Source organism: Caballeronia eucalypticola (assembly GCF_047608185.1).
Classification (GTDB): Bacteria; Pseudomonadota; Gammaproteobacteria; order Burkholderiales; family Burkholderiaceae; genus Caballeronia.
Genome location: NZ_JBLKRU010000078.1, coordinates 1 through 24,118, shown reverse-complemented (window position 1 = coordinate 24,118; position 24,118 = coordinate 1). Strand labels below are relative to the sequence as shown.

General features: G+C 58.8%; 20 protein-coding genes and 1 pseudogene. 10 read left to right on the top strand and 11 right to left on the bottom strand.

What is annotated here, in order from left to right; genetic code table 11:
• Positions 1 to 68: 68 nt before the first annotated feature.
• The gene (locus ACMX25_RS38985; RefSeq protein WP_414955166.1) at positions 69 to 1,811 is read right to left on the bottom strand and encodes an IS1634 family transposase; all 1,743 of its coding nucleotides are present in this window, start codon (positions 1,809 to 1,811) and stop codon (positions 69 to 71) included.
• Positions 1,812 to 2,085: 274 nt separating this feature from the next.
• Here ACMX25_RS38985 and ACMX25_RS38980 point away from each other — a divergent pair, with 274 nt between their 5' ends.
• Positions 2,086 to 2,910, top strand: coding sequence for a MetQ/NlpA family ABC transporter substrate-binding protein (locus ACMX25_RS38980; protein ID WP_414955165.1), 825 nt, complete (start codon positions 2,086 to 2,088; stop codon positions 2,908 to 2,910).
• A 33-nt stretch (positions 2,911 to 2,943) separates the two neighbouring features.
• Here ACMX25_RS38980 and ACMX25_RS38975 read toward each other — a convergent pair whose 3' ends face one another.
• From ACMX25_RS38975 to tauA, 6 genes are all read right to left on the bottom strand, one after another.
• Positions 2,944 to 3,915, bottom strand: a complete 972-nt coding sequence (locus ACMX25_RS38975) for a D-2-hydroxyacid dehydrogenase family protein (RefSeq protein WP_414955164.1) — start codon at positions 3,913 to 3,915, stop codon at positions 2,944 to 2,946.
• Positions 3,916 to 4,163: 248 nt separating this feature from the next.
• Positions 4,164 to 4,496 carry a 4Fe-4S binding protein gene (locus ACMX25_RS38970; protein WP_414955163.1) on the bottom strand — a complete coding sequence of 111 codons (333 nt, stop codon included), beginning with the start codon at positions 4,494 to 4,496 and terminating at the stop codon, positions 4,164 to 4,166.
• Positions 4,497 to 4,511: 15 nt separating this feature from the next.
• Positions 4,512 to 6,053, bottom strand: a complete 1,542-nt coding sequence (locus ACMX25_RS38965; RefSeq protein ID WP_414955162.1) for an FAD-binding protein — start codon at positions 6,051 to 6,053, stop codon at positions 4,512 to 4,514.
• Entirely contained in the window at positions 6,050 to 6,886 is an 837-nt protein-coding gene (gene tauC / locus ACMX25_RS38960; RefSeq protein ID WP_414955161.1) for a taurine ABC transporter permease TauC, read from the bottom strand. The genes ACMX25_RS38965 and tauC overlap by 4 nt, the downstream gene beginning before the upstream one ends.
• Positions 6,883 to 7,662 carry a taurine ABC transporter ATP-binding protein gene (locus ACMX25_RS38955; RefSeq protein ID WP_414955160.1) on the bottom strand — a complete coding sequence of 260 codons (780 nt, stop codon included), beginning with the start codon at positions 7,660 to 7,662 and terminating at the stop codon, positions 6,883 to 6,885. Before ACMX25_RS38955 ends, tauC begins: the two co-directional genes overlap by 4 nt.
• 4 nt (positions 7,663 to 7,666) lie before the next feature.
• On the bottom strand, positions 7,667 to 8,668 hold the full coding sequence (gene tauA, locus ACMX25_RS38950) for a taurine ABC transporter substrate-binding protein (RefSeq protein ID WP_414955159.1): 1,002 nt from the start codon (positions 8,666 to 8,668) through the stop codon (positions 7,667 to 7,669).
• Between the two features lie 394 nt (positions 8,669 to 9,062).
• On the opposite strand from tauA, the gene ACMX25_RS38945 reads away from it, so the two are divergent.
• The 3 genes from ACMX25_RS38945 to ACMX25_RS38935 all read left to right on the top strand — a co-directional run bounded on the left by ACMX25_RS38945 (position 9,063) and on the right by ACMX25_RS38935 (position 11,607).
• Positions 9,063 to 9,818 carry a GntR family transcriptional regulator gene (locus ACMX25_RS38945; protein WP_414955158.1) on the top strand — a complete coding sequence of 252 codons (756 nt, stop codon included), beginning with the start codon at positions 9,063 to 9,065 and terminating at the stop codon, positions 9,816 to 9,818.
• A gap of 55 nt (positions 9,819 to 9,873) precedes the next feature.
• Positions 9,874 to 11,103, top strand: a complete 1,230-nt coding sequence (locus tag ACMX25_RS38940; RefSeq protein WP_414955157.1) for an oxamate carbamoyltransferase subunit AllG family protein — start codon at positions 9,874 to 9,876, stop codon at positions 11,101 to 11,103.
• A gap of 90 nt (positions 11,104 to 11,193) precedes the next feature.
• Positions 11,194 to 11,607 carry a RidA family protein gene (locus ACMX25_RS38935; protein WP_414955156.1) on the top strand — a complete coding sequence of 138 codons (414 nt, stop codon included), beginning with the start codon at positions 11,194 to 11,196 and terminating at the stop codon, positions 11,605 to 11,607.
• A 198-nt stretch (positions 11,608 to 11,805) separates the two neighbouring features.
• Here the strand turns inward: ACMX25_RS38935 and ACMX25_RS38930 are convergent, their stop codons facing one another.
• Positions 11,806 to 12,825: a UPF0149 family protein gene (locus tag ACMX25_RS38930; RefSeq protein ID WP_414955155.1), complete on the bottom strand. Its 1,020-nt coding sequence runs from the start codon at positions 12,823 to 12,825 to the stop codon at positions 11,806 to 11,808.
• A gap of 304 nt (positions 12,826 to 13,129) precedes the next feature.
• Between ACMX25_RS38930 and ACMX25_RS38925 the strand changes: the two genes are divergently transcribed.
• Positions 13,130 to 13,636, top strand: a complete 507-nt coding sequence (locus ACMX25_RS38925; RefSeq protein ID WP_414955154.1) for a phage integrase family protein — start codon at positions 13,130 to 13,132, stop codon at positions 13,634 to 13,636.
• A gap of 44 nt (positions 13,637 to 13,680) precedes the next feature.
• On the opposite strand, the gene ACMX25_RS38920 is transcribed toward ACMX25_RS38925, so the two are convergent.
• Positions 13,681 to 15,141, bottom strand: coding sequence for an ISKra4 family transposase (locus ACMX25_RS38920; RefSeq protein WP_414955153.1), 1,461 nt, complete (start codon positions 15,139 to 15,141; stop codon positions 13,681 to 13,683).
• A 426-nt stretch (positions 15,142 to 15,567) separates the two neighbouring features.
• Positions 15,568 to 16,446, bottom strand: a complete 879-nt coding sequence (locus tag ACMX25_RS38915) for a hypothetical protein (RefSeq protein ID WP_414955152.1) — start codon at positions 16,444 to 16,446, stop codon at positions 15,568 to 15,570.
• Positions 16,447 to 16,532: 86 nt separating this feature from the next.
• Here ACMX25_RS38915 and ACMX25_RS38910 point away from each other — a divergent pair, with 86 nt between their 5' ends.
• Positions 16,533 to 17,219 carry a TetR/AcrR family transcriptional regulator gene (locus ACMX25_RS38910; RefSeq protein WP_414955151.1) on the top strand — a complete coding sequence of 229 codons (687 nt, stop codon included), beginning with the start codon at positions 16,533 to 16,535 and terminating at the stop codon, positions 17,217 to 17,219.
• Positions 17,220 to 17,598: 379 nt separating this feature from the next.
• A pseudogene (locus tag ACMX25_RS38905) lies at positions 17,599 to 18,063 on the top strand (transposase); the annotation flags it as partial.
• Positions 18,064 to 18,685: 622 nt separating this feature from the next.
• On the opposite strand, the gene ACMX25_RS38900 reads toward ACMX25_RS38905, so the two are convergent.
• Positions 18,686 to 20,527 carry a sensor domain-containing protein gene (locus tag ACMX25_RS38900; protein WP_414955150.1) on the bottom strand — a complete coding sequence of 614 codons (1,842 nt, stop codon included), beginning with the start codon at positions 20,525 to 20,527 and terminating at the stop codon, positions 18,686 to 18,688.
• A gap of 1,010 nt (positions 20,528 to 21,537) precedes the next feature.
• On the opposite strand from ACMX25_RS38900, the gene ACMX25_RS38895 reads away from it, so the two are divergent.
• From ACMX25_RS38895 to ACMX25_RS38885, 3 genes are all read left to right on the top strand, one after another.
• A complete protein-coding gene (locus ACMX25_RS38895) occupies positions 21,538 to 22,032 on the top strand; it encodes a hypothetical protein (RefSeq protein WP_414955149.1) in 495 nt (164 codons plus the stop codon).
• Positions 22,033 to 22,245: 213 nt separating this feature from the next.
• Positions 22,246 to 23,406, top strand: a complete 1,161-nt coding sequence (locus tag ACMX25_RS38890; RefSeq protein ID WP_414955148.1) for a sensor histidine kinase — start codon at positions 22,246 to 22,248, stop codon at positions 23,404 to 23,406.
• Between the two features lie 239 nt (positions 23,407 to 23,645).
• The coding region (locus ACMX25_RS38885) for a VpsR-related response regulator (protein WP_414955147.1) at positions 23,646 to 24,118 on the top strand (473 nt) is incomplete at its 3' end.

Below are 24,118 nucleotides of genomic sequence, written 5' to 3'. Positions count from 1 at the left end.
CCGAGCTTTGAGCGCCGACGCGCGTAATTCTTTGATTTATCGCGGTTATGTGCGCGCGAGCGAAGCGATTACTGGGTACAGGCGACAGGGCTGACGTTGAGCAGGCGGAAGGCCTTTTCCTGAACGGGTGTGGGTCGCGTCGTCATGACGAGCCTGGCATCCGGGTTGAGTGGCGTGTGACAGACGTTGTACGCAAGCGTCGCCAGGTCGTCGAGCAACGTACGGAAGCTGTGAACCGGCAAGCCATCCTCGCCAAGTTTGGTCGCGTCCTTGGCTTTCGCCTGGTCCGAACGTCGCGCCTTGGCCACCGGTGAAGGCCGGGCCGCCCGCGCTTGTTCGACGTACTCATCGTCAAACAGCATCGGCTTTAACTTCTCGCGCATGTGCCACTCGACGTGGTAAGCGAGCATGCACAGAAAGACGTGTGCGCGCACGCGCCCGGCATTCCAGTGGAATATCGGACGCACCTGCAGATCGACTGTCTTGAGCGAACGGAAGGCGCGCTCCACCACCGCCAGGCCCTTGTAGGCCGACACGGCCGCCTCGGCCGATAGTGCCGCGGCCGGCAAGCTCGTGCGCACCACATACAGGCCATCGAGCGCGGCTTCCTGCTGGATCTGTTCGGACTTGCGCCCCCACGTGAAGCTCGAGTCGGTGATGTTCAACTCGAAGTGCTTGGCCATCTTGTAGTGATCGATGACGCGGCCCACGCGCAAGGCAATCGCCTCGGTACCCTTGAGGCGGTTGCGGGCGCGCGTGGTCGCTTCGGCGATCTTCATCAGCTCAGCTTCGGTGGCCTGCAGCAAGGCCTCGCGCTTGCGGGTCCGTTCCTCGGCCAGCAGCGGATTGCGGCACACAATGAGCCGTTCGCCGGGGAACGCCTCACTGGTTACTTCGAGCAGGTTGCGCTCATCAAACAGCGACGGCTGGAAGGGCCCCTTCTCGTGGGCGAGCGCAGCCATCTGCGGCGCGCGCAGGCTGCTCACCCAGTCCAGTCCGGCCGGACGCAATACCGTGTCGATGCGTGCCTGCGTGAGCATGCCGCGGTCACCCACCCAGGCGAGCTGGTTGATGCCGTAGCGGTCCTTGAGCTTCGCCACCTGAGGTGCCACGGTGGCCGGATCGGCGGTGTTGCCGGCGAAGACTTCGACCGCCACCGGAATGCCATCAGGAGTACATACCAACCCGAACACGATCTGCGGGTCGTCACGCTTGCCATCGCGGCTGTAGCCGCGCGCCGCGAGCTCGCAGCAGCGTCCGGTCACCCACGTGGAGGTGAGGTCATAGAGCACCAGCGTACTGCCACCCAGATGCTGCCGAGCAAGACGCTTCTCGATGCCTTCCTGAGCTTCTCCCAGCCAGTCGAGCGCGGCATAGACCTGCTCGAGGTCGACGTCGCCCAGCTTTAGCAGCCGCGACAGCGAGTGGGTCGCGGTCTGCTCGCACAGCATGCGATGCGTGGCGAGCTTGGAAGCAGGCGAGACCACCCGCGCCACCAGCAGCGCCATCACCACCGAGCGCAGCGCGGCAGGCGCCGACGCAAACCACTGCTCGGCACCGCAGGCGCGTGCCGCGCCGAGCACGGCGGCCACATGCCCGTGTGGCAGACTGCGCTCGATCACGAAGGCGTCGTCGAGCGATGGCACCGCGACGCCGCCGCGTAGCAAGACCTTTAAGCCTTCGATCACCTCAGCGGGCAGCGATGACAGGTTGGCCAGGGTGCGCTTCCTGACCGTCTTGCCGTCGCGATAGGACTCACGCAGGAGGATCGCGGGCGGTGAGTTGCGGTTGGGGACGTGTTCGATATACATGAACACTAATTAAAGCAAAAAATCTCACAAAAGCAATATAAAAATACTATTTTACATGGCTACATGATAGCCTCCAAAAATAGCCGAAACCCAGCGCTGGTGCGGATTCCGGCTATCTGAGAAGTCAAAGCTAGGCTTAGCAAAGCAGAATTGCTTTCTTTGCGCCGGAATTTGATTCGCTTATCTTCGCGTCGGCTTCCTGAAAGAGTAAGCATCAAGAGCCTTCGAAAGCTCACGGCGCTGCTGCGACCAAGGCAATGATGTGGAGATTAAAATGAATCTGATGCGTGGCATTCGTGCTTTCCTGCTCATGTCGACTATGTCGGCTATTTCCGCCGCGATGACGCTGGCACATGCCGCAGATCCCGCGAAACAAGAGATCCGCTTCGGCGCAACCGCGGGTCCTTATGCCGACCAGATCCGCTATGGCATAAAATCCGTGCTGGAGAAGGAAGGCTATAAGGTTAGCATTGTCGAATTCACCGACTATGTGCAACCCAATCTTGCCCTGGCGGACGGCGCGCTCGACGCCAATGCGTTTCAGCACGAAATCTACCTGAAGAAATTCTCCGATGAACATAACCTCAAGCTTTCCGAACTGATCAAGGTCCCGACCGCACCGATTGGCGCCTACAGTCACAGATTCAAAAGTCTTGCGGACGTGAAGGACGGCGCGACTGTGTCGCTGCCCAATGACGTCACTAACCAGGCGCGTGCAATTGTGCTGCTGGAACAGATCGGCTGGGTTACGCTCAAACCGGGGACGAATCCGGTCACGTCATCCGAGCGGGACATAGCCACAAATCCGCATAAGCTCAAGCTGTTGCCGCTGGATGCCGCGCAACTGCCCCGCTCCCTGGACGACGTAGATTACGCGTTCATCAACGGCAATTTTGCGTTGGCCGCCGGGTTGAAGCTTACCGACTCGTTGTTGCTCGAAAAGATTCCGCCGCACTACCTCAACCTCGTCGCGGTTCGTAGTGCCGACATCGATAAACCATATGTTCAGGACATTGCCAACGCCTATAAGTCTCCCGAGTTCAGGCGCGTGGTAGACGAGCGATTCAAGGGATTCACGCGGCCCGACTACCTGCGCTGAACGACCGGTCTGTTCCAATCCCTGCCACATGGGTCAGAGTGGCAATTCCCGAACCGGCGTGCCGTCGAGCCACGCATGGATCGCTTCCACAATCTGCGGAAAGGCGGCGCGATAGGTGTTTTCGGTGACGTAGCCAATATGGGGACTGGCGAGCACATTGGGCAGGAACCGGTACGGATGGTGAGGCGCAAGCGGTTCTTCATCGAACACGTCGAGTGCCGCGCCGGCAATGCGCCGTGCCTGCAGTGCTTCAATTAGCGCTGCTTCGGAAACGATCGGCCCACGCGAGGTGTTAACCAAATAAGCGCTCGGCTTCATTAGCGCCAATTCCCGCTCGCCGACAATCCCCAAGCTGCGATCGCCGAGTTTCAGGTGAATGGACAGCACATCCGCGTCCCGAAACAACTGGTCTTTGTCGACACGTTCAACGCCGTGTTCCGCCGCCTGCTCGGCCGTCAGGTTTTCGCTCCAGGCGATCGCGCGCATCCCGAATGCCTGACCCAGGCGTGCAACCGCCTGCCCGATACGGCCTAGTCCCAGCAAACCGAGGGTCTTGCCGTTCACGTCCACGCCGAGGCCGACCTGCCAGCCACCCGCGCGCACTGAGGTAGCTTCTGCATGCAGGTTGCGCGTGATGGCGAGGATCAACGTCCAGGTGAGCGCCGGCGTAGCCGCAGAGTCGCCGCCCGTAGTCCCCGATACGACGATTTGCTGCGCGCGGGCGGCATGCAGGTCGATCGCTGCGTTCCACATGCCGACAGTGACAATCAGCTTGAGAAGGGGCAAGCGCGCGAGCAGCGCGGCGTCCAACCGGGTGCGCTCTCGCATCAGCACGATTACGTCGAATGGTGCGAGGCGCGCGGCAATTGCATCGGAGTCGGCGACATGGTCGTGAAAGAAAACCGGCTGCGCTCGCGGCGCGAGGCTGGCCCAATCAGCGAGCCCACTGGCGACCTGCTGATAATCATCGAGCACTGCAATGCGCGCGACAGTGGAATCTGCCATGGGTTGGGTCCTGTTGTTAGGGAGGTTAGTGAGCGCTGACATAGTGGGCGCCGTTTGAAGATGGCACGCCAGGAGAATAGCTCGTCGACGCAAAACCCGCTGCATGCCAATGACCGGGTCCGGATCAACATTGCCCAGTATCAGGCCACCGGATACGCCTGGCGGCAATCTGCATCATCTCGTGTTGCTTCTGCTAAGCCGCAGTCCACGACGCTAACGGCGACGATGTATTCCGGTGTTACGTTTGTTCATGTCACACCGATCTCGAACAGATGATGCGTCAGATCATTTTCTGTTCCGCCAGCGCGCGCTTTTTTCCAGCCGAGGGAGCGCGCGTAGCTGCCCATCAATCCCTGTTCGATGAGCGTTTGTTCTGACACCGTGACGTGCCCGTCCGCGCACGGGTCGACATACATGGCATCCACGGGACAATAAAGTTCGCACATGAAACAGGTTTGACATTGGTCCGGCCGGGCAATGACGGGTATGGCGCCATCGACCGCGTCGAAAACACCTGTCGGGCATACCTCCACGCAGCGATTGCAGGACGTGCAACGAGACTCGCTGATAAGTTCGATCAAGACCGCTTTCCTCGGCTAGTTCGCAACGGCCTCTGTTGCGAAAGTAAATGTATCGACGCCGGCAACCACTTGCCGATAATGCTGGGCGTCGGAACGCGCGGGAAAATCTATGCGCTGATGTAGGGCGCGCGATTCCGTGCGACGTAGCCCGCTTCGGTATCCGAGGCGAGCCACATAGAGCATTGCGCGTGCGGACCGCGCGTGGACGATCGGTGCCGCAGGATTCGCGGGCTCATGCCACGCCTTTTCAAGCACGTCGAGCGCAAGACCGAGACCCGTTGCGCTTCGGAAGAGATTGGTTCGCAAAGGCCAGACGTATTGTTCAATCACCTGTCGCGATAGCTGCGGATCGGAGAAGACAGTCAGGTCTGTTGCGGGCCGCAACGGCACGGTTGCGTGCGAGCGTTGTCCAATCGCGAAGGCGCTTGCGGCAACGCCTGCCCAGACTCCGGTCACAATCGCCCATGCCGAGTTCGGCGACCCGCCGCCCGTGCGGCCACCGACCACAACCTCACGGGAGGTCACATCGCCGGCCGCATAGAGGCCGGGCACATCGGTCGCGCAATCTCGCCCACTCAGCCGGATGCCACCGGTCCCGCGCACCGTGCCCTCAAGCAGCAAGCCGATCGGAAAGCGCTGCGTAAAAGGATCGATACCCTTGCGATCGAAAGGCAGGAATGCATTGGCCTGGCCACTGCGCAGCCAACGCTGAATGTCCTTGCTTGCCCGGTCGAAGACGGCGAACACCGGCTCCTCGGCCAGTACTCTCGCGACCGAGACGAACGGCTCGTCATCGACGATTGGAATCTCGCTGCCGTCCTCGCGCGAGTAAGTGCTCCACACGAACGGCAGCCCTTTCGTCACAGACGAGTGACTCGCGGCCAGCCCATACTGGTTAGAAAACTCCATGCCGGAAAACCGCGCGCCCACTTCTCCTGCCGCGAGATGACCATCGCCGGTGCACACATTCGTGCCCAGCGCACCGCTCATGAACGCGCAGCCGCCTGTCGCCATCACGGTTGAGTTGGCCTGGACCTGCCAGCGCAGACCCTCCCTCGACACCCCATGAGCCCCCACTACGCGACCCTCATACTCGAGCAAGCCGAGCATCGGACTATGATCAAGAATCTGCACGCCGGCCCGTTTGATCTGCAAACGCATGAAGCGCATGTAGTCGGGTCCGCGCAAGGTCGCGTAGTTAGTGACGCTCGCTTCCGTCTTTGGGAACGGATAACCAAGTTTGGCCAGCAGGTGGAGTTGCTGCACCGCGCCCTGCAGGAGCGCGTCAGTCCAACTGCGTTCGCTAAGGCTCCCGCCTGAAAGGAAGCGCTCAGTGAATTCGGCTTCATGGCGCGCCGGGTCGCTGACGTACCAGACGTTGTTGTTCGACGCCGCAGCAGCGCCGGACGTGCCGCAATAAGCCTTGTCCGCGAGCACGACGCGCGCGCCCTGGCGTGCGGCGCTTAACGCGGCCCAGGTGCCTGCAGGTCCCCCGCCGAGCACCAGCACGTCCGCCTGAAGAACAATGCTTGCCGCTACCGGATGCGCATCGCTCATGCGTGTCCTTCCCATGGCACCAGCACGCGCTGGAGATATCGCAGTCCCCATTCGAACAGTCCTGCGATCAACGCGATAACGATGATGCCCATGATCACCACGTCTGTGACGAGGAACTGCGCCGCCGACTGGATCATGAAGCCAAGGCCGCGCGTCGCAGCAATCAGCTCCGCCGCAACCAGCACCGACCAGCCCACTCCTAGGCTCACGCGAATCCCCGTCAGTACATCTGCAGCAGCTGAAGGCACGACGATGTAGCGAATGAGCTGCCAGCGCGTCGCGCCCAACGCCTGAGCGCCACGCAACCGGCTTTGCTTTACACGTCGCACGCCTTGCTGGGTGGAGATGGTCAGGGGTGCGAAAATCGCCAGCCAGATCAGCAGGATCTTGGAGGGTTCGCCGATTCCACACCAGATCACGATCAGCGGCAGGTACGCAAGCGGCGGCACTGGCCGATAAAATTCGATCAGCGGATCGGCAATTGCACGCGCGGTCGGATTGAGCCCGATCAGCACGCCAAGCGGCACTGCGGTAACAACTGCCAGCGCCAGCGCGGCAAACACGCGCGACAGGCTCGCCACCGTGTGTTGCCAGAGCGTGGCATCGCTGAAACCGTTCACGGAGACATCGACAAATTTGCGGGCTACCGCCATTGGCGAAGGCAGGAACACGGGACTCACGAGCTGAAGCCGGGTGGCGATAGTCCAGAACGCGATCACGGCCACGACGGTCGCAATACTGATCAAGCGGTTACGTGGCAACCGACGACGCGTCGGCGCCGAGGGCTCGACGCGGGGCACCGGATAGCCGGCCACCTGCTCGATATCGCTCATGGTAATTCCTCTTCGTCGGAGAAAATCTGGCTTTCTATGTCGTCGCGCAGGCGCAAGAACGCCGGATCGGCCTTGATGCCGCGAGACGTTTCTCCCGCGACGAAACGCTCGCCGAAATCGAGCCGCTGGACCGAGGCAATCCGCCCGGGATTCGCGCGCATGAGGACCAGATCGGTCGCCATGAACAGCGCTTCGGAAATGTCATGCGTGATCATCACCATGCCCTTGCCGCAGCGTTTCCAGAGCGTGAGCAAATACTCCTGCATCTTCAGCCGGGTGGACGAATCGAGTGCGCCGAGCGGCTCGTCGAGCAGCAGGAAACGGGGATCGACGGCGAGCGCGCGAGCAAGGCCCACGCGCTGACGCATGCCGCCAGAGATCTTCCAGAGCGGATACCGGGCGTAGGCCGTCAAGCCGGTGAGATCGAGCAGCGCACCCACCGTCACGCGTTGCTGCGCCTTCGGCATGCCCGCGAGGACCAGCCCGAAACCAATGTTCTGCTCGACGTTTTGCCAGGGTAGCAACGCGTCGTCCTGGAACACCATGCCACGGTCGGAACCCGGTCCCGTGACCGTATTCCCGTCGATGCTCACGGCTCCCGCAGATGGTGGAACGAACCCTGCGACCGCGTTGAGCAACGTGGTTTTGCCGCAGCCGGACGGACCAAGCACGACGGTAAAGCTCCCGTCGCGCAGGACGAGATCGAGCTCCGAAAGAACCGTGTGCGGTCCGCGCGGAGTATCGAACGCAACGCTGAGCGAGTCGATCCGGATCATTGCATCACTTCCCTTCTGCCTGCTTCACGTAAGACGCCGTGACGGTCGGCGCGTAGTCAGGCAGAACGGCATCCACGCGCTTTTGTTCCTTGAGGAACGCGGACGTATTGGCGAGCGCCTTGGCCGTGCCGCCTCCGAGCAAGGCTGGCGTCGTCTGCTCGCCGAGCAGCGGGAAAGTCGTCCCTTGCAATAATGCAGGCAGGTCCGCCGCGTCTGAACCGCTGATGCGGGCAATCTCCTTCACCTGCAACGTATCTGCGTTCCACGTTGCACCGTCATTGCGATACGCGGCATTCTGCGCGCCCGTGACTTTCGCAAAGCTCACGAGGAAGTCCGGATGGGCCTGCGCGAAATCCTTGCGGGCAACCCAGGCGAGGAATGTGGGTGCGCCCCATTTGCGTACGTCCGCCGATGTGATCAAGACCTTGCCCGTCTTCGCGATCTTGCCGAGCGCCGGATCCCATATATAGGCGGCATCGATGTCACCGCGTTGCCATGCGGCGGCAATTTCCGGCGGCGCCAGGTTCAGGATGGTGACCTTGTTCGCCGGAATGCCCCAGTGCTTGAGTGCTGCGAGCAAGCTGTAATGCGTGGTCGAGACGAACGGAACCGCGACCTTCTTGCCGATCAGGTCCTCCGGCTTCGTAATGTTGCTGCCGTTGCGCACGACCAGCGCTTCGGCGGTGCCGATCTCGGCGGCAATGAAGAAGGTTTCGAGCGGCAGGCCTCGCGTGACGCCCGCGGCAAGCGGACTGCTGCCCGTGAAGCCGACCTGTACGTCGCCCGACGCCATGGCTGCAATTACGTCGGCACCATTAGTGAATTTGCGCCAGTCGATCTTGTAGCCGCTGGCCTTCTCATAGAGCCCTTCCGCTTGTGCAATCTTGGACGGCTCGATGTCCGTCTGATAGCCGATGACGACTGTCTTTTCGGCCGCGAGGGCCGCCGAGGTAAAGCTGGCCGCCAGCGCCAGCAGCGCGGCTCCACGGATCAGGTGTTTGAACATGCTTTACAGCTCCGTTAGTCATTTGCAGGAAGACGGATGAACACTCGCGCCTACTTTGTTGGGGCAAATTCATTTTTCAGCATGGTGATCGAACGATGCCTTTCGCCTCGCTCTGTTCGATCTGCCGGCGTCGCGGGCGGCCCGATCTTTAATGATCTCGCGTACTCGGTCCACGTTGTAATAACAACGACTCAGGCATTGCAGTATAGGAATGGCCGCGCTTCGATTCAAAGCAACGAATCCTCACTTGCTTAGCGCATTTATAGCTTTGAGCGGCATTTCCCGAGACACCGGGGTTGAGGTATTCTCGATCCCTCCAGAGCCGGAAAAGTCACCACTTCTGCGTTATTACCGTTATGGTTGTCATAACATCTAAAGCAATAACTTACTAATAATGCTCATTCAGGATTCCACTTCTCCCTTGTACAAACGTGTGAAGGAACAACTCTGCGCGCGCATACTCGACGGCACTTATGGCCCTGAGACGCAACTTCCTACCGAGCAGGCGTTATGCGACATGTTCGAGGTGAGCCGCATCACAGTGCGGCAGGCGCTTGAAGAGCTGCGCCAGGAGGGGGTCGTCAAGAAGGTGCATGGACGCGGCACGTTTGTCTCGCCGCCACGGGCCTTTCAGAACGTCGACGCGTTACAGGGATTCTCCGAGGCGATGGCGCCGCTTGGTCACAAGGTCAGCAACCAGCTCGAAGGCCTGCGCTACCTTGAGGCGCGTGAAGAGATTCGTTCCCGGCTCAACTTGGAGGAAGGCACACGCGTCGCCGAGATCAAGCGCGTACGGCTCCTCGACGGGGCAGCCCTTTCGTTCGAGACCACCTATATTGGCGAAACACTCGCGAGACAACTGACCAGCGCCGACCTTGGGACCCAGGATATTTTTCGTCTCCTTGAGGAGCACAGCAAGGTTCGAATCAATCACGCGAACGTAGCAATGGACGCCATTCCCACGGACGAAGAAACCGCGGTTGCCCTGGGACTTGCGCCCCTCACGCCAATTCTAAGAATCGAACGGCATGTGTTCGACGCGAATGGACATCCGATCCTATTCGAGTACCTGCACTTTCGCGGCGACGCCTTCCAGTACCGGATGCGTATCGACCGTGACCGAGGGACCAAGCGAGGCACGCAACAATGACCTTGCTCGCCTTTGCTTATAAGTCAACCTGCGTCAAGGCAATGCCACTGTCGCCATGAACAACGCTGCCCTCCCCTCGTATCCCGAGCGTCGACGGCTCGCCAACCAGCAGGCGGTCGAGCGCATCGCCGCGACGCAGCCTGTGCTGGCCGGCTGTGAGCGTGCGTCCAGCGCACTGAATCTTGCTGACGGGGAACTCGGCCATGCCGGGCCGCCATTCGATGACCCCGCCGACATCCCTGCACCGGTGCTACACGCCTTGGCCGGTGCAGTGGTGCACGAAGGCTGGGTTGACTCCCTTGAGGCTGCAGCAACACGCATTCTGCGCGGCGAGATCCGCCTGCATGCCAATCATGACTTGGGCACTGTCTCGCCAATGAGCGGTGTGGTGAGGCCCAGCCAGGTCGTGATGCGCATCGAGAACCGCGCAGGTCCGGGCGTTACGTATGCAACCCTTGCCGAGGCGGGCCGCCGTGTACTGCGCTTTGGCTTTTACGACGCGCATGTAGCGGCCGGGCTGCAGTACCTGGACGATGTGATCGGCCCGGCAATCGCACGCGCACTTCCGCCAGGCGGATTGCCATTGTTACCCTTCATTGCAGAAGGTCTGGCGCTGGGTGACGACGTGCATCAACGGAACGTCGGTGGCATGTATGCGTTTGCAACGCACCTTCCAGGTCTCGACGACTCGGTGCGCTCCTGGCTGCTCTGCAATCCTCAGCATTTCCTTAACTACGCGATGGCAGCCGCAAAACTTGCCCTCGATCAGGCGCAAGGCATCGCTGATTGCACCATCGTCACGGCAATATCGCGTAACGGCTCGGCGTGTGGCGTACGGGTGGCCGGCATGGGCAAGCGTTGGTTCTGCGCGCCGGCAACCGTTCCTGATGGACGCTTCTTCGCGCCGCACTCGCCCGAAGACGCCCAACGTGATTTGGGTGATAGTGCGATCATGGAGGCCTTCGGCCTTGGCGGTGCGGTTGCACACTGCTCGCCGGAACTCGCCCAAGTGATGTTGCAGGACTGGCCGCTTGCGCAGGCTGCTGGGCGCTCCATGCGGGAGCTGTTCTGGTCTGCCCATCCCTTGTTCGCGCCTGCCCTGGCAGGAGTGGCTAAAACGGGACTCGGCCTCGACGCGCAGCGCGTGGTCGACGAACAAAGGCCCGTGCGGATTCACACGGGTATCGCTCATCGCGATGGCGAGACGGGATGGATCGGAATCGGCGTGGCGAGCGCCCCGCTCAGCTGCTTCGAGCATGCGCTTCGCACAATGACGGAGTCGTGAAAGCGCTGGATGGCAGCGGTATGCTCAACAACTGGCCGATGCCCCTCAGCCTGACTCTTCCCCTTCAACGCTTTTCTATTTGTTACTTTCATGCCCGCAGATAAAATCCACCACTTCGTCGCCGACGCGAGCCCTCCTCCTCTGTCCTCCCTGTATTCGCATGCGGTGCAAGCAGCAGGCTGGCTCTACGTCACAGGACAACTGCCGACGGACCCTGACGCACCCGCCGCGGCGCTTGCCGAAGGCATCGAAGCGCAAGCGCTCCTCTGCTTCGAGAACCTCACACGCATCATGAGACATACCGGCTACAGCTACGAAGATGCCGTATTCGTGCGCATTTACCTCACTGAGTTCGACCGCGATTTCGCTGCTTTCAACACGGTCTACGCACGTCATTTTCAGCAAGACAGTCTCAGCTTGCCTTCTCGCACCACCGTTGGCGTGACACGCCTCGGCAGGGCTGCGCTCGTCGAGATCGATCTGGTCTGTTATCGGCAGCCTTGAATTCGAGAATCTGTGCAGGTCACAAGTGTCACCCACATCTCCCTCCTCGTCCCGGGCTGCCAGCTCACGAGCGAAGGGTTCGGTCGCCTTGGATAGTCTCCCCTTATATGAGGTATGACCGGGATTCGTAAAAAATCCGCCACATCTCAATCTAAGACACTGATATAAAAGAGGAACTGATGGCCGGTTTCACAGCGCTCAGTGCTTCGTTACGTGCGCTGGTACCTCTTCCGTTACCGATTCAATCCCATGCGCGTCGATTGTGTTGAACGCTTCGGCCAGCGCAGCCCCATCGGTCGGGAACAGATCATCCCAAACCGTGGACGTCCCGAACGAGCCGACTATTTCCAGCACCCAGCCATCGCGGCCATTATTATCGGACCGATAGATGTGCACATCGACAGAGGTGCCGCCGCGGGTTATGGCTGTAGACAGCGGGGACAATGCAAGTGGGTGAAACGCTTCTTCCGTTGCACGGCCGAGCGAATCGACAAGGAACAGGTCGTCGAACTCGTTCTCGTCTTGCGCGTCTGGATCTCTCCGCTCGGTCAGCTTCCTTGTCCTGTCTTTCGGCCTTGAAACCGCCGGGATCATGTTTGGCCGCTCGCCTTGTTCCATCAATTTTCGGCGCTCCTCGCACCAGTATTGATGGATATTGAGCGCTGAAGCCGTGAGCAAGTTTGCGAACGATCGACGTTGCTCGACCGTGTAATCTCGCTGCACCAGATCTTCGTATCCGGAGGCGGTCCCGAACAAAAGAATGACATTGAACCAACTGGGGTGCCGTTCAATCAGCGGCTCCCAAGCTTCCCGATCCAGGTCGATGCCCTTGCAATAGCCCTCGCACCATTCGTCGAAGACAAGAATCTCTTCACCCTTCCACTCGGTGGAGTGCAAAGCAGGCGAGAACAGATCTGGACAGTGATTCAGGGTGTTGTTGACGTCGTTCCAGTATTGAATGATCAGCCCGGTGACCTTGCGTGCCCGACCTGCTGACAGAAATCTGGGCTGACGTGTTACGTGCCTTGCATCCCAGATCCACGGAAGAATTGTGCTTGGCATGATCACGTTCGGTCCAGAGATGACGGCGGTCAGAAAGCCGTGCAACATGACGGCGTCCATCGCATCGTCGCAAACGGCATTGCTCGAAAGAAAGCGTTCGAGGAAATCAAACTCTTCGTCAGTTAGCGGCTCGTCGAATTCGGGATCGAGATTCATGGTATTCCCCACGGTGGTACACGGTAGACGCGATGCTGATCGCCTGTGCTGTCATTGTCGCTGACGTGCAACTCGATGCAGCGCTCGCACGCAATCATTTCGGCGAGCGTCGGGATGACGACATTTTACCCGATGGGACGATGTGTGAATCGAGCTGACGGTCGGCACACCGACGAATTGCCATGCATCCCTCTCGCTAACTCTTATTATCGATAGGGGCTTATTTTTAGCAAAACTGCCATATTGTGAAACGCGTCACACCCGACCGTCACGTCGCTGTCATCTTGACGCCTATAATCTTCGCATGCCTGATCGTCCGACTTCGCTACCCTTTCCCGTTACCGCGTCCTTGTCCGCGCTACGCGCGTGGTACGCGGGCGTTGGCTCGCGCGAGGCGCTCGAGCGCTATTGCCCGCAGGCGCTCGAAGGCGGCCAGTCGGCGCGCGGCGTGATCGGCCGGATTAGTCGGCAGCTCGCCAGTTTCGCCCTCAGCCGGCATCGCGCCGATCTGGCCCGGCTGTTTCAGTGCGCGGTGGGCGAACGGACCTGTTACCGCAAGGCCGCGACTCGGGCGCTGGACATCCTGCCGGCGCTTGCGGTCCCGCAACCGCAGGTGAGCGATCCGATCGGTGCCTGGCTGTCGCCTCGCGTTGTCCCCGTGCTGCATCAGTATGGCATTCGAACGCTGGCCGATTTGACGGTGCGCATCCCCCGACGCCGGCGCTGGTGGCGCACGATTCCCGGACTCGGTGTGCGCAGTGCACATCATATTGAAACCTTCTTTGCAGCCCACCCGCATAGACCACAATAAAGATGTCACCGATTCGAGAGTGAACCAAACCGTGGGAGGTCAATTCATGCCGCGCGGCGTGCACTCGGCGAGTTTTCAGCTGCAGAAGTCTTGGTCAACACGGCAAGTTTCTCAACCGAGAATTCTTCGTTGAGAACAGCAACTCTGACCTGTGCCAGACAGTGCGCTCCCTCGTCCGTCCATCGCATTTGTTGCTTCTTCGCCATGCGATGGCTGACCACCAGGTTCACCGCGGACTCGGCAATGCTACTGCTGATCGGTAGACCCTTGTGATAGCGCGTTCCATAGTTCACCAGCGTACCGGCGTTGCGCTCGATGTAGAAGTACAGGCGGCGCAGGTTCCAGAACAACGTCGAGTGCTCATAGCCTTCCCTTGCCAGCAGCGTGGCGTCCAGGGCTTTGATGCGGAAAACGGATTGTCGGCCTTTTCCATGCCAAACCAGCCACTTGGCGTGATCGATCTCTGTCTCTACAGCGATTCGCTCTTCGGGCTCAATCGTCTGGCTTCCTAACACCGAGTTCTTGGCAGCCTTAAACTTCATCGCGATGTGAAACCAGTCCAGAATCCTCCCCCTAGCGAGCTGGCTGCCGTCCACAGCCTTGCCAAATTCGCCAGCGTCATCGCTGATCACGGTGACTCGCTCGTTTGGAGCCACGCCGCTTGCAAAGAGAAATTGGTCCAGCCGCGCGGGAGCCGATGGCACCAGCTTATGTACGTACGCGTACAGACGCGGGGTGCGATCGGCAAGAGTTGCACGGCCCGCAACGATGTTGACATGTCGATCCCGCGGCAAGTTCTGCGCCCAAGGCGATTTCAGCTCCGCAAGGTCGCGCGCCGCTTTGCGGGTCTTGGGGCTGCTGCTGAAGCTCAGCCAAGCCGAGTCGACGCTCACGCAGCCTACGGTGTTCGATTCGCGGACCTGCTCTTCGCTGAGCGCTTTTGGTCCAGACGCGATATCGCGCTCGATCTGCGCGTCCAGCGCGCTACCGACGGCGAGAATCCGACGGCGAGTACTACCGAAGGAAATCCCTTTGTCCAGCGGAAGGACCTCTCGAAGCAGCTCAGTGGCCTGACGGTAGGGTAGATGGGCGGCCCATTTGGCCTGCAGATACTCCAATTCCGGCGTCACACGCTGGTGAACGGCCTTGCACAGCGGACTCACTGAGCGGCGCGGTTGCCCTTCCTTCGCTGCGCAGTTGCACGCCCACAGCCTCGGACTGGGCACGTCGACCTTGCCAAATACGGTTCGCAGCACGATCGACCGGGCGTCCTTATGCGCCAGCATCGAGCCACAACGGTCGCAAACCAATTGGCCTTCAATCCACCCGGCAGCCTGCTCCGACACCAACAACGACTGAAGCTCAGCGAGCAAGGCGCGGCCTTCGGCAAGTGTAAGTCCCAGGTCGGCGACGCTCCGGTCCTTTCGTTCGACCACAGCAATGGTCGTCGCTTTAGTCTCACTCGTTTCCCCCGCCTCCAGGCGGGCCTCGATGATCAGTCGCATAGCAACTCCAATCGGGTGGGCAACGTCGGCAGCATAGCTGATATAGCGAGCGTACCGGGCGGCCTTGCTGGGCTCTTCTCGTTGGAAACTTCGCAGACTCCAAGCGGCGTATCCCATCGGGCACGGCGCCGTCACGCCGTCTACGGCGGCGATCGTGTCGACGGAAATGGCCTCCCACGGTTTGGTTCACTCTCTTTGGCCACTGCGACTGCTGAGACTGCAGCAGATAGCGAACTTCCGGATGATTAGGCTGACCCCAGACGCCGGCGGTGTCCTGTTGATAAACTTTGCGATATGACTGACCCGGTTGCGGCAAGAAAGTATCGGAGTACGCAACGCCACTCTTATAGCTGATCTGCTGGTAGTCTCCAGCCGAATACGCCATCACATACTTGCCGTTGATCTTGGTGATGTTGCCCGTCTCGATCAACTTGAATGTATCGCCTGCTGGCGGTTTGGTATGGAAGTACTCCGAGTTGAGGAGGCGGCGCCACTGTCTGGCGCTAGAAGCGTGACGGGGTCGCTGGAAGCTGGAGCGGTAGCCGATGTCATTGCTTGGGCCACGATACCGTCGTATTCGACTGGCGAAGAAACCAGGCGTTTGCTGTAGACGAGATACAGCGTGTTGCCGTCTTCAAAGTACTTGCCGTCATAGTTGGCGAAGTCGGAGGTGGCGAGCGAGCCGACCAGCAATTTGTCCACGATCCATGAACTCGGCGGTGTCGAAGCCGGCGTATTGTCTGCAGGCGATGCATGTGCAATCACCGTCCAATGTGGGGTTTGTGCTCCGAGTGGATGCACATACAGGGTAATGGCCATATGCCATACGCCATCGAGAGTTTGATAAATGTTGTGATTGATGGTGTCACCGAACGCATTTCCGGCGGCGCTGACGGCAGACGTCAGCGAACTGTCGTATTTGAACTGTAAATCCGCAGATGTGAAACATCCTGGGGTGATCGGCGGAGTGCACTGAATGACTTGCGTCGTTGTGCCGGAATACGACTGCGGCGCGGTAGTACTCGGCTGCGACGAATGAATCGGATAAGGGTCGCCGAAATAGCCGAGGTGGTTGGCGACGTCGACATTCGTCATCGGCTCGATGTTGAGCGCGGTCGCCGACGCACTGCTGGAGGGCGTTGGGGCGCTGGCCGGAGTGGGTGCAGCCGCATTACCAGAGCCCCCGCCACCACATCCGGCGGCGACGACCATGGCTGTTGCGATCGCCACGCAGGAACTGGCATGCCTCACGGTTTGAAAGAAGATTTTTCCTCGGTCCTGAGGTTTCGTTGCTTTGCCTGTCATCTCAGGTCCATATCTTTCCATTGGAAAATTCTCGCGCGTTTAGACTATGCGTCAAAGCAAAGTTACCATTGGAAACATTTAAGGCCATGATCCGGCGAACTTCACGTCCCGCGTCGACTTCCGAACTGTCCTCGATTCCGCAATCGGCACGCCCTTACCATCACGGCGCGCTTCCAGAAGCATTACTCCAGGCCGCCGAGACGGTCTTGATTCGCGATGGATTGAAGGGACTGAGCCTGCGTGCGATCGCGCGCGAGGCAGGCGTGTCGCACACGGCACCTCAGCACCACTTCGGGGATCTGGCGGGCGTACTGAGTGAACTGGTGGCTTCTGGCCACACGCGGCTTGCCCAGGCCATGGCGGATCAAGCGAAAGGAAAACGGGCCGGACGGCCAAAGCGTAAAGCAATTGGGCACGGCTACATCGAATTTGCAATGGCAAATCAGGAGTTGTTCAAGCTAATGTCTCGCAACGAACTGCTCGATGCGACCAGGCCTTCGTTAATCGAAGCACGTCGGGCTTCAGCGCTGGCAATGGCGGGCGCGTTCCAGATCGATGCGCCAGATACATCGGAAGCCGCGATACCGCTGGCGGGGATCGCTGCCGATCAAGCCGTTGTCCTGACTGCGGCATGGGGGTTCGTGCACGGCCTGGCGATGCTGTTGGTCGACAACCGGCTCAACACTATCGCTCAAGGTGCGACATCGATCGCTGATGCAAGAGCGCTCGTGACGGCCGCGATCGACCGAATCAAGCTCGTGCCGGAGATGTGAACCTAAACCCGCTCTACATCGGATGACTTGGTTAGCACCGAAGTAAAAAGCGCGGCCATTGCCAGCGCCGCCAGAATGACAATCGTCGCGATCACCGCTGTGAACCCCGGAACGTAGAGCATGGCCGCGTCCGCAGCAACGATGATCGCGAAGGCTAAAGATATCGGATAATTCTTTTAGCGAAAGCGCTCCGAGGATGTCACCTCGGCAGACCCCTGCTCCCGCATACTGCAGCGTGCACGGCCGGCCTAGCGCGATCGAGCCTGCGACGAACTACGAGTGTCTGTTTTGCGAAAAGCCGACTGGCAGCATCGAGTCGAGCTTGTGAAAACACGCTGATCGCCTAAACTGGATTAACTCATTCGGCATGGGTGACCGGATGAAGCGATTCATAGAAGCTGAAGATCGCAAGCAGGTGACGCTGCCTCCAGAGCGCCTCGATGACTTCGTTGCCGAGGACAACCCGGTCAGAGTCATCGAGGCGTTTTTAGAAGAGCTTGACCTTGCATCACTGGGTATTGATAGCGCAATGCCGTCGACTACAGGCCGCCCGTCCTATCATCCAGCAGTGCTGCTGAATATCTATATCTGCGGCTTCCTGAACCGGGTCAATCGAGCCGGCGTCTGGAGCGTGATGCCAGCGCCAAGTTGAATTGATGTGGCTCGCGGGGCCGTCTGCTCCGGGCTTCAAGACCATAGCCGACTTTCGTCGTGACAACGGCATCGGCATTCGCAACGTGTGTCGCCGCTTCGTGATGCTGTGCCGTGAGCTGAAGCTGTTCTCGCAAGCGCTAGTCGCCATTGCCGGCAGCAAGTTCAAGCAGTCAATCCGCGCGATCGTAACTCAAGACGGAGCCTGACGACCAACTCTCGAGGACTGATCCCGACGCGCGATCCATGGCGACGAGCGGCACTGCTTCAATGACCTTCAGCCGGTCGCTCTTGCATGCTCATCGTGATCGTCCCGGTGCCGCGTCATGACGGTCTCCAAAGGCGAGGAAAGCGCACTAGCATGCGATACAGATGCCTTTAGGTGCGACATCTGTACTTTTCCCAAGTACGACACTACTACTTTGCTTCTACATCGTCGACGGTGATCACTTTAGTTTATGCTAAATTAGTTAGTCTGCCTAAATAATTATTGGTTGTGCGTTCCCGTTACCTATGAAAATATCCCGAAAGAATTTTCAGTTCGTACCGGTCATCGGCCACTGCCGATCGTTGCATCGTGCGCCGAAGCAACGTGCCTCAAAAGCCCACTGTCCGGGTCAACGACTTTGCCTGACGATCCGATATAGATCGTGATCCAAAATGGTATAACGCTAACCTTCGGCATATGCCGCAGACTATCAGCAGCAGGTGAAGCCAACCCGCAGATTCCTCCAAGCAAGACAGGGAATGCGCCTGACACTGAGTTCGGATGTATGGCTGCACACGGCACCTTCGAACCGTCACCGGTTGGGAGCTTAACAAACGGAGGCGTCGATGTATGAACCATCCCAAAATCCACATTGCTTTTGTAGAAGAGCACCGCACGCGGCCGCATCGACTGGCCGCGAGAACCAGAAGCCTTGCAGCTCGTCGCAGCCGTAGCGCAGCAATTGGTCGCGCTGCTCGGCGGTCTCGACTCCCTCTGCAATAACCTGCAGATCGAGTTTGTGAGCCATCGCGACGATTGCCTCGACGATAGCGTGGCTGCTCGATTGCGAACCGAGTTCGCTGACGAACGAGCGATCCAGTTTGATGCGACGCACGGGGAATCGGCGCAGGTAGGCAAGATTGGAATAGCCGGTGCCAAAATCGTCGATCGCGATGCCGATGCCAAGTGCCTTGAAGCTAGCCAAGATGCGGACGCTCTCTTCCGGGTCCTTCATCGACAAACTTTCGGTGATCTCTAGCTCCACCTGCTCGGGGGGGAGCCTGTGCTCGGCGAGCACCTGCGCAACCACTGATTCCAGCGCGGGATTGTAGAACTGGCGCGCCGAAACGTTGATACCCATGCGCACCGGCGGCAATCCGCTGCGCTGCCACGCTGCAGCTTGGGCGCAAGCAGTGCGTAGCACCCATTCGCCAATCGGCTCGATCAGCCCTGACTCTTCGGCGAGCGGGATGAATTGCGTCGGAGGCACCAATCCGCGCACCGGGTGCTGCCAGCGCACCAGCGCCTCTACGCCGACGATACGCCCGCTGGCGATCTCGATCTGCGGCTGGTAGTGCAGCAGGAATTCGCCGCGTTGCAATGCTTGCTTCAACTGGGTCTCGACCTCCAGTCGCTCGCTGGCGTGCGAGCTCAGCTCAGGCGTGTAGCAGCGCACCCGGTTTCCGCCGTCTTTTTTGGCGACATACATCGCGGCGTCGGCATGCTTGACCAACGTAGTCGCGTCCCCACCGTCCTGGGGATAGACGCAATAGCCCAGGCTGCACGTAACGGACACCTCGCGGTCGGCGACCAGCATCGGCTTGGCCACGACTCGGGAAAGGTTGTTGGTCAAGTTTGTGAGCACGTCGGCAGGCATAGGATTGGGCAGCAACAGGACGAACTCGTCGCCACCGAGGCGGCCGAATGTGTCACATGTGCGCATCAAGCGGGCGATGCGCCGCGTCACAACGCGCAGCAACTCATCGCCGGCGGCGTGGCCAAGGCTGTCGTTGACGAGCTTGAACCGGTCGAGATCGAGGAAAAGTAGTGTGAGCGAGTCACCGTGGCGTCGGGCGCGCTCGATCGCTTGTTCGATCCGGTCCATCAACAGAGCCCGGTTTGGCAGACCGGTGAGAGTGTCGTGCATCACACGGTGGCGCAGCTCCTGTTCGAAACGTTGCCGCTCTTTCACTTCGAGATCCAGCCGTGCGACAGTGGCCTGCAGCCGGACTGTCGTCTCCGCCGCCTGCGCGTGAGCAGCCTGCAACGCCAGTTCCGCTGCCTTCTGCATGGTGATCTCGTAGTTAATTCCCACCAGCCCGACAATCGTGCCGGCGTCGTCGCGCACCGCCACCTTGGTCGTGACCAGCCAGGCTTCCTCTCCAAGCAGCAGGTATTTGGCGTGCTCTTCTTGATTAAGAAGCGAGCGCCCGTGCCTTAAGAGCTCCTGTTCCTGTCGGTTGTATTCGCTCGCTAACTCGAGTGGATAAAAGTCGTAATCGGTCTTTCCGAGCAGCTCGACGGGGTCGGCCACGCCCATGCCCGTGGCCACCGCGCCGTTGGCGAAGATGAACCGGCCCTGCATATCCTTCGCATAAATGCGATGCGGCACGTTCTCGGCAAGCGCCCGCAGTAGGGTGTGTTCGAAGGCGTTCGAGGACACGCCCATAGTATCGCCAACCGCCGGTTTGGAGCCTGGAAAATGCTTCGGAGGCCCAGTCAACATGACTCCATGCGCGCGCTCAAATCGAAAATCGACCCGGGCATCACCTCGATCTCACGTCGGGCCGCCAACGAATGTGCTATCCGAACGTTCATTGCTCGATGCCTCCAAAGCCGACTTGGCGAATGCGCGCGCCGGGAGGCGCTCCTAATACTTTCCTAATACCTTTAACGGCAAATCCTCAGTCTACTCCATGGGAAGAGGCCTAAACGGGACGCGAGCGAACTGTCGAAAGGGGAACTTGAACGGCAGCTTCGCCCGACGATGAGATGCGGAGTTACCGAGGCGCACGGCATAGGCACGCTTAGATGCTACTACCGGTCAACTTTTTTCCGGGCCGTAGTTCGGTGCAAGTAAATCAAACCGATATGCTTCATTAATCTCCGTTAATGATTTTAGGACGCCCCTTACGACCGCTTGCTCAATGGGGCCACACTTTTTTCTTCACCATGAATCGGATTTGTCCTCCGATGAGCAAGCAGCGCTGAGGCTTTCCATTTGTCGAATTGTGTGCTCTGGTTGTTATGCGTCCTCTAAGCTCAAAACAGTGTTTCACTCCGGTCGTACAACGCTGTTCACAGTGTCAAATATTTGTTCATACTCCTTAAATTAAGGTACTCTACTCCCTGTTCCGGACTGAACGATAGCGAAACATGCGTTGGACTCTCGGCATTTTCAGGACGGTGATAAATAGTCTAACCAATTAAAAAATTCTCTCGCTTAGCCACTGTGCAGTTTGCTTTCCAACTATCTTGGAATGATTATGCCGATTTGGCGCGTTTTAAATGCGCTCGTCTTTTCTTGAAAAATTGATATAGCGAACAATTTTCCTGAAAAGCGCTGTCCCTTAAGGCGAATTAGCTTTCCCTGAAGCTGCTGTGCCGATGGGCAATAGATCTGCGGCGACCGTGGTAACCATTGACGTGCAAATCGGTACAGAGAATAACGGAGTGCACATGACCGTTTCCTTCGACAAAGTCGTGAACGTGATGCACGTGCGGCGAAACTGGCTTCGAGCCTTGATCCGCAGCATCGGTGATGCCGTCATCGCAACGAATACACTCCGGATGGTTACCTTTGTAAATTCAGGGCCAATCCCGCCCACCGGGTGGACACGAGGGAATGCCGTAGGAAAGCTGATTCATAGCGTGTCATGCCTCGTGAGCGAAGACGCCTTCAACCCATCCGATTTTGTCACTTCGCGCGCCGTGCGCAAAGAAGCGGGAGCGCAAACATCGCCCCGCGCACTGCTGACTGCGAAAGACCATGGTGTTTTGCCGATCGAACACACATCGAACACACTTTCTCGCTCTTTTGGGATGCAAAAGGAAAAATCGTTAGAACCGTGGCGATTTTCCGGGACGCGATTGCGCGCGCGCAATCGCGTCCCGATGAAAGGGACGACTTGCGCGCTGAAGTTCTCTTCCCATCGATTCTGCGCGATCGTCTGATAAACATTGTCTCCACGACTCTCACCCGCGCTTCGCGGCGCATCCCACTAGCACGGTGGTCGCATCAAAGCGGAAATACAGTAAATCGAGCCAAACCGCAGATCCAGATTGACCCTGATTCCCCGCGTACCGCTGTCTTTGTTGTCGCGAAGTGCGCCGGACCGATCAATGCTTTTGCAAATAGTGTTGCTCCGCTAAGCTCAAGGTGACGCAATGATGCACGAATTCTTGTTGAATAATCGCCAGACACTGGTTGAACGGTGTAGGAGTAAAGTCGTTCGGCGATCTGGCCGCGCGATGAGCAAAGAACAACTGCAAAATGGCGTTCCATTGTTCCTGGATCAATTAATTGAGACGCTTAAAATCGAACAGACAAGCGATCCCCTGACCCGCGGCGAGCATCACGGCCTGTCAGCGAGCGAACTGCCTCCAGACGACGCGGACCGAACAGCTGCGAATCACGGGCGCGAACTTCTGATTCTCGGATTTTCGATCGACCAAGTCGTACATAGTTATGGCGATTTGTGTCAGGTGATCACGGACCTTGCGTATGAGTGCGAGGCACGATTTGAGATCGATGAATTCAGAACGCTCAACCGCTGCCTGGACAATGCGATAGCGAGCGCTGTCGTGGAGTACACCACGCAACGCGAGTTCACATCGGCGCATAACACCGCGCTCGAGATGAGCGAAAAGATAGAGTACTTGGCCGAGGATTTACGAAGCCGTCTCGGGACTGCAATGCTTGCCTTTGCAGCGGCAAAGGCAAGCAATCTAAGTCTTAAGGGGGCAACCGGTTCGGTGCTCGAACATGGCTTATTTGAGCTACGCGATTTGATCGATCGAGCGCTAGCCGAGACACGCTCAGCAGCAGGAAAATCCCACTGCGAGGAAGTGTTTTCCGTCGCCGAGCTCATCGAAGAGATCAAATTCGCTGCGGAACTGGCTGCTCAGGTACGCGGATGCTCGCTACTTGTTACAGCTGTTAGTCTAAATCTTAATGTGATGGGCAATCGAGACCTGCTATATGCCGCTCTCGGAAGTCTGGTGCAAAACGCTTTCAAATTTACCCGGACACATACCGCAGTTTTTTTGAATGTACATACAGCGGCAGGCCGCATCCTGATTGATGTCGTTGATCACTGTGGCGGCCTTCCAAGAGGAGATACGGAAGACATATTCTTGCCTTTTACACAGAGCACTAATGACAGAAGCGGTCTTGGCCTCGGCCTCGCTATTGCCAGGAAAAATGTCGAAATGAATGGAGGGAGCCTTACCGCTCGCGATATGCCCGGAAAAGGTTGTGCCTTTACGATTAGCCTACCCCTTTACGATGGGCCGTCGCCTGGTGCGGGCAGAAGTCGCTCCCTCTGATACAACCGCGAGCACCATACGTGGCGTTACATCCAACGCCGGACTTGACCTGTACCTCGCGGTACGGGTCGGATAAACGGGTTTCCGGCATTTCGTATCTGCAGAGTTTCGCTACCGTGCAACCATCAGGCCGATGGTTTCAAGCCCCCCTTGCAAGCGCGTTTGCTGAAGGTTATCCGATCCGACCCGTTCCTAAGCGGCATCTCCTCGGAATAAAGCATGAACCATGGGAGAGAACGATGAACGAGGATGTGAGAACGCTCTACTATGTCGGCGACAAAGTGGTTGCGTCTTTACAAGCGCTCCTTGAGGAGCGCTCGTGGCAGGTCGAGACGATCGGGCCGGACGACGACCTTGGGATCGAACGCCGATTTGCCAGTGCGTCCGCGGGGCTGTTTGATTTCTCGACGCTTCGGCGTCCACTGGATTTTCAAGCTATTCGCGGGTTGCTATCTCATTCGCAAATCGGATGGGTGGCGATATGCCATCCGACCAACATTGAAGACGCAGGCGTGCTCCAGCTGATTCGCGATTATTTCTTCGCCTACGTCACGTTGCCGGCATCGAACGATCGAATCATCGATGCTATAGACCGCGCCTACGGCATGGCCTCCTTGGCCGAACGCGCTTGGAAGGAACAGCCCTACAGTCACTCAGAGGGTCACATGGTCGGATCATGTGACGCAATGCTTGCGCTGTTCAGTTCTATCCG

What these genes read in the sequence shown, in the direction of transcription:
- ACMX25_RS38985 (WP_414955166.1), bottom strand. Translation starts at nt 1,811, where the DNA reads ATGTATATCGAACACGTCCCCAACCGCAACTCACCGCCCGCGATCCTC.
- ACMX25_RS38980 (WP_414955165.1), top strand. Translation starts at nt 2,086, where the DNA reads ATGAATCTGATGCGTGGCATTCGTGCTTTCCTGCTCATGTCGACTATG.
- ACMX25_RS38975 (WP_414955164.1), bottom strand. Translation starts at nt 3,915, where the DNA reads ATGGCAGATTCCACTGTCGCGCGCATTGCAGTGCTCGATGATTATCAG.
- ACMX25_RS38965 (WP_414955162.1), bottom strand. Translation starts at nt 6,053, where the DNA reads ATGAGCGATGCGCATCCGGTAGCGGCAAGCATTGTTCTTCAGGCGGAC.
- tauC (WP_414955161.1), bottom strand. Translation starts at nt 6,886, where the DNA reads ATGAGCGATATCGAGCAGGTGGCCGGCTATCCGGTGCCCCGCGTCGAG.
- ACMX25_RS38955 (WP_414955160.1), bottom strand. Translation starts at nt 7,662, where the DNA reads ATGATCCGGATCGACTCGCTCAGCGTTGCGTTCGATACTCCGCGCGGA.
- tauA (WP_414955159.1), bottom strand. Translation starts at nt 8,668, where the DNA reads ATGTTCAAACACCTGATCCGTGGAGCCGCGCTGCTGGCGCTGGCGGCC.
- ACMX25_RS38945 (WP_414955158.1), top strand. Translation starts at nt 9,063, where the DNA reads ATGCTCATTCAGGATTCCACTTCTCCCTTGTACAAACGTGTGAAGGAA.
- ACMX25_RS38940 (WP_414955157.1), top strand. Translation starts at nt 9,874, where the DNA reads ATGAACAACGCTGCCCTCCCCTCGTATCCCGAGCGTCGACGGCTCGCC.
- ACMX25_RS38935 (WP_414955156.1), top strand. Translation starts at nt 11,194, where the DNA reads ATGCCCGCAGATAAAATCCACCACTTCGTCGCCGACGCGAGCCCTCCT.
- ACMX25_RS38930 (WP_414955155.1), bottom strand. Translation starts at nt 12,825, where the DNA reads ATGAATCTCGATCCCGAATTCGACGAGCCGCTAACTGACGAAGAGTTT.
- ACMX25_RS38925 (WP_414955154.1), top strand. Translation starts at nt 13,130, where the DNA reads ATGCCTGATCGTCCGACTTCGCTACCCTTTCCCGTTACCGCGTCCTTG.
- ACMX25_RS38920 (WP_414955153.1), bottom strand. Translation starts at nt 15,141, where the DNA reads ATGCGACTGATCATCGAGGCCCGCCTGGAGGCGGGGGAAACGAGTGAG.
- ACMX25_RS38915 (WP_414955152.1), bottom strand. Translation starts at nt 16,446, where the DNA reads ATGACAGGCAAAGCAACGAAACCTCAGGACCGAGGAAAAATCTTCTTT.
- ACMX25_RS38910 (WP_414955151.1), top strand. Translation starts at nt 16,533, where the DNA reads ATGATCCGGCGAACTTCACGTCCCGCGTCGACTTCCGAACTGTCCTCG.
- ACMX25_RS38900 (WP_414955150.1), bottom strand. Translation starts at nt 20,527, where the DNA reads ATGGGCGTGTCCTCGAACGCCTTCGAACACACCCTACTGCGGGCGCTT.
- ACMX25_RS38895 (WP_414955149.1), top strand. Translation starts at nt 21,538, where the DNA reads ATGACCGTTTCCTTCGACAAAGTCGTGAACGTGATGCACGTGCGGCGA.
- ACMX25_RS38890 (WP_414955148.1), top strand. Translation starts at nt 22,246, where the DNA reads ATGATGCACGAATTCTTGTTGAATAATCGCCAGACACTGGTTGAACGG.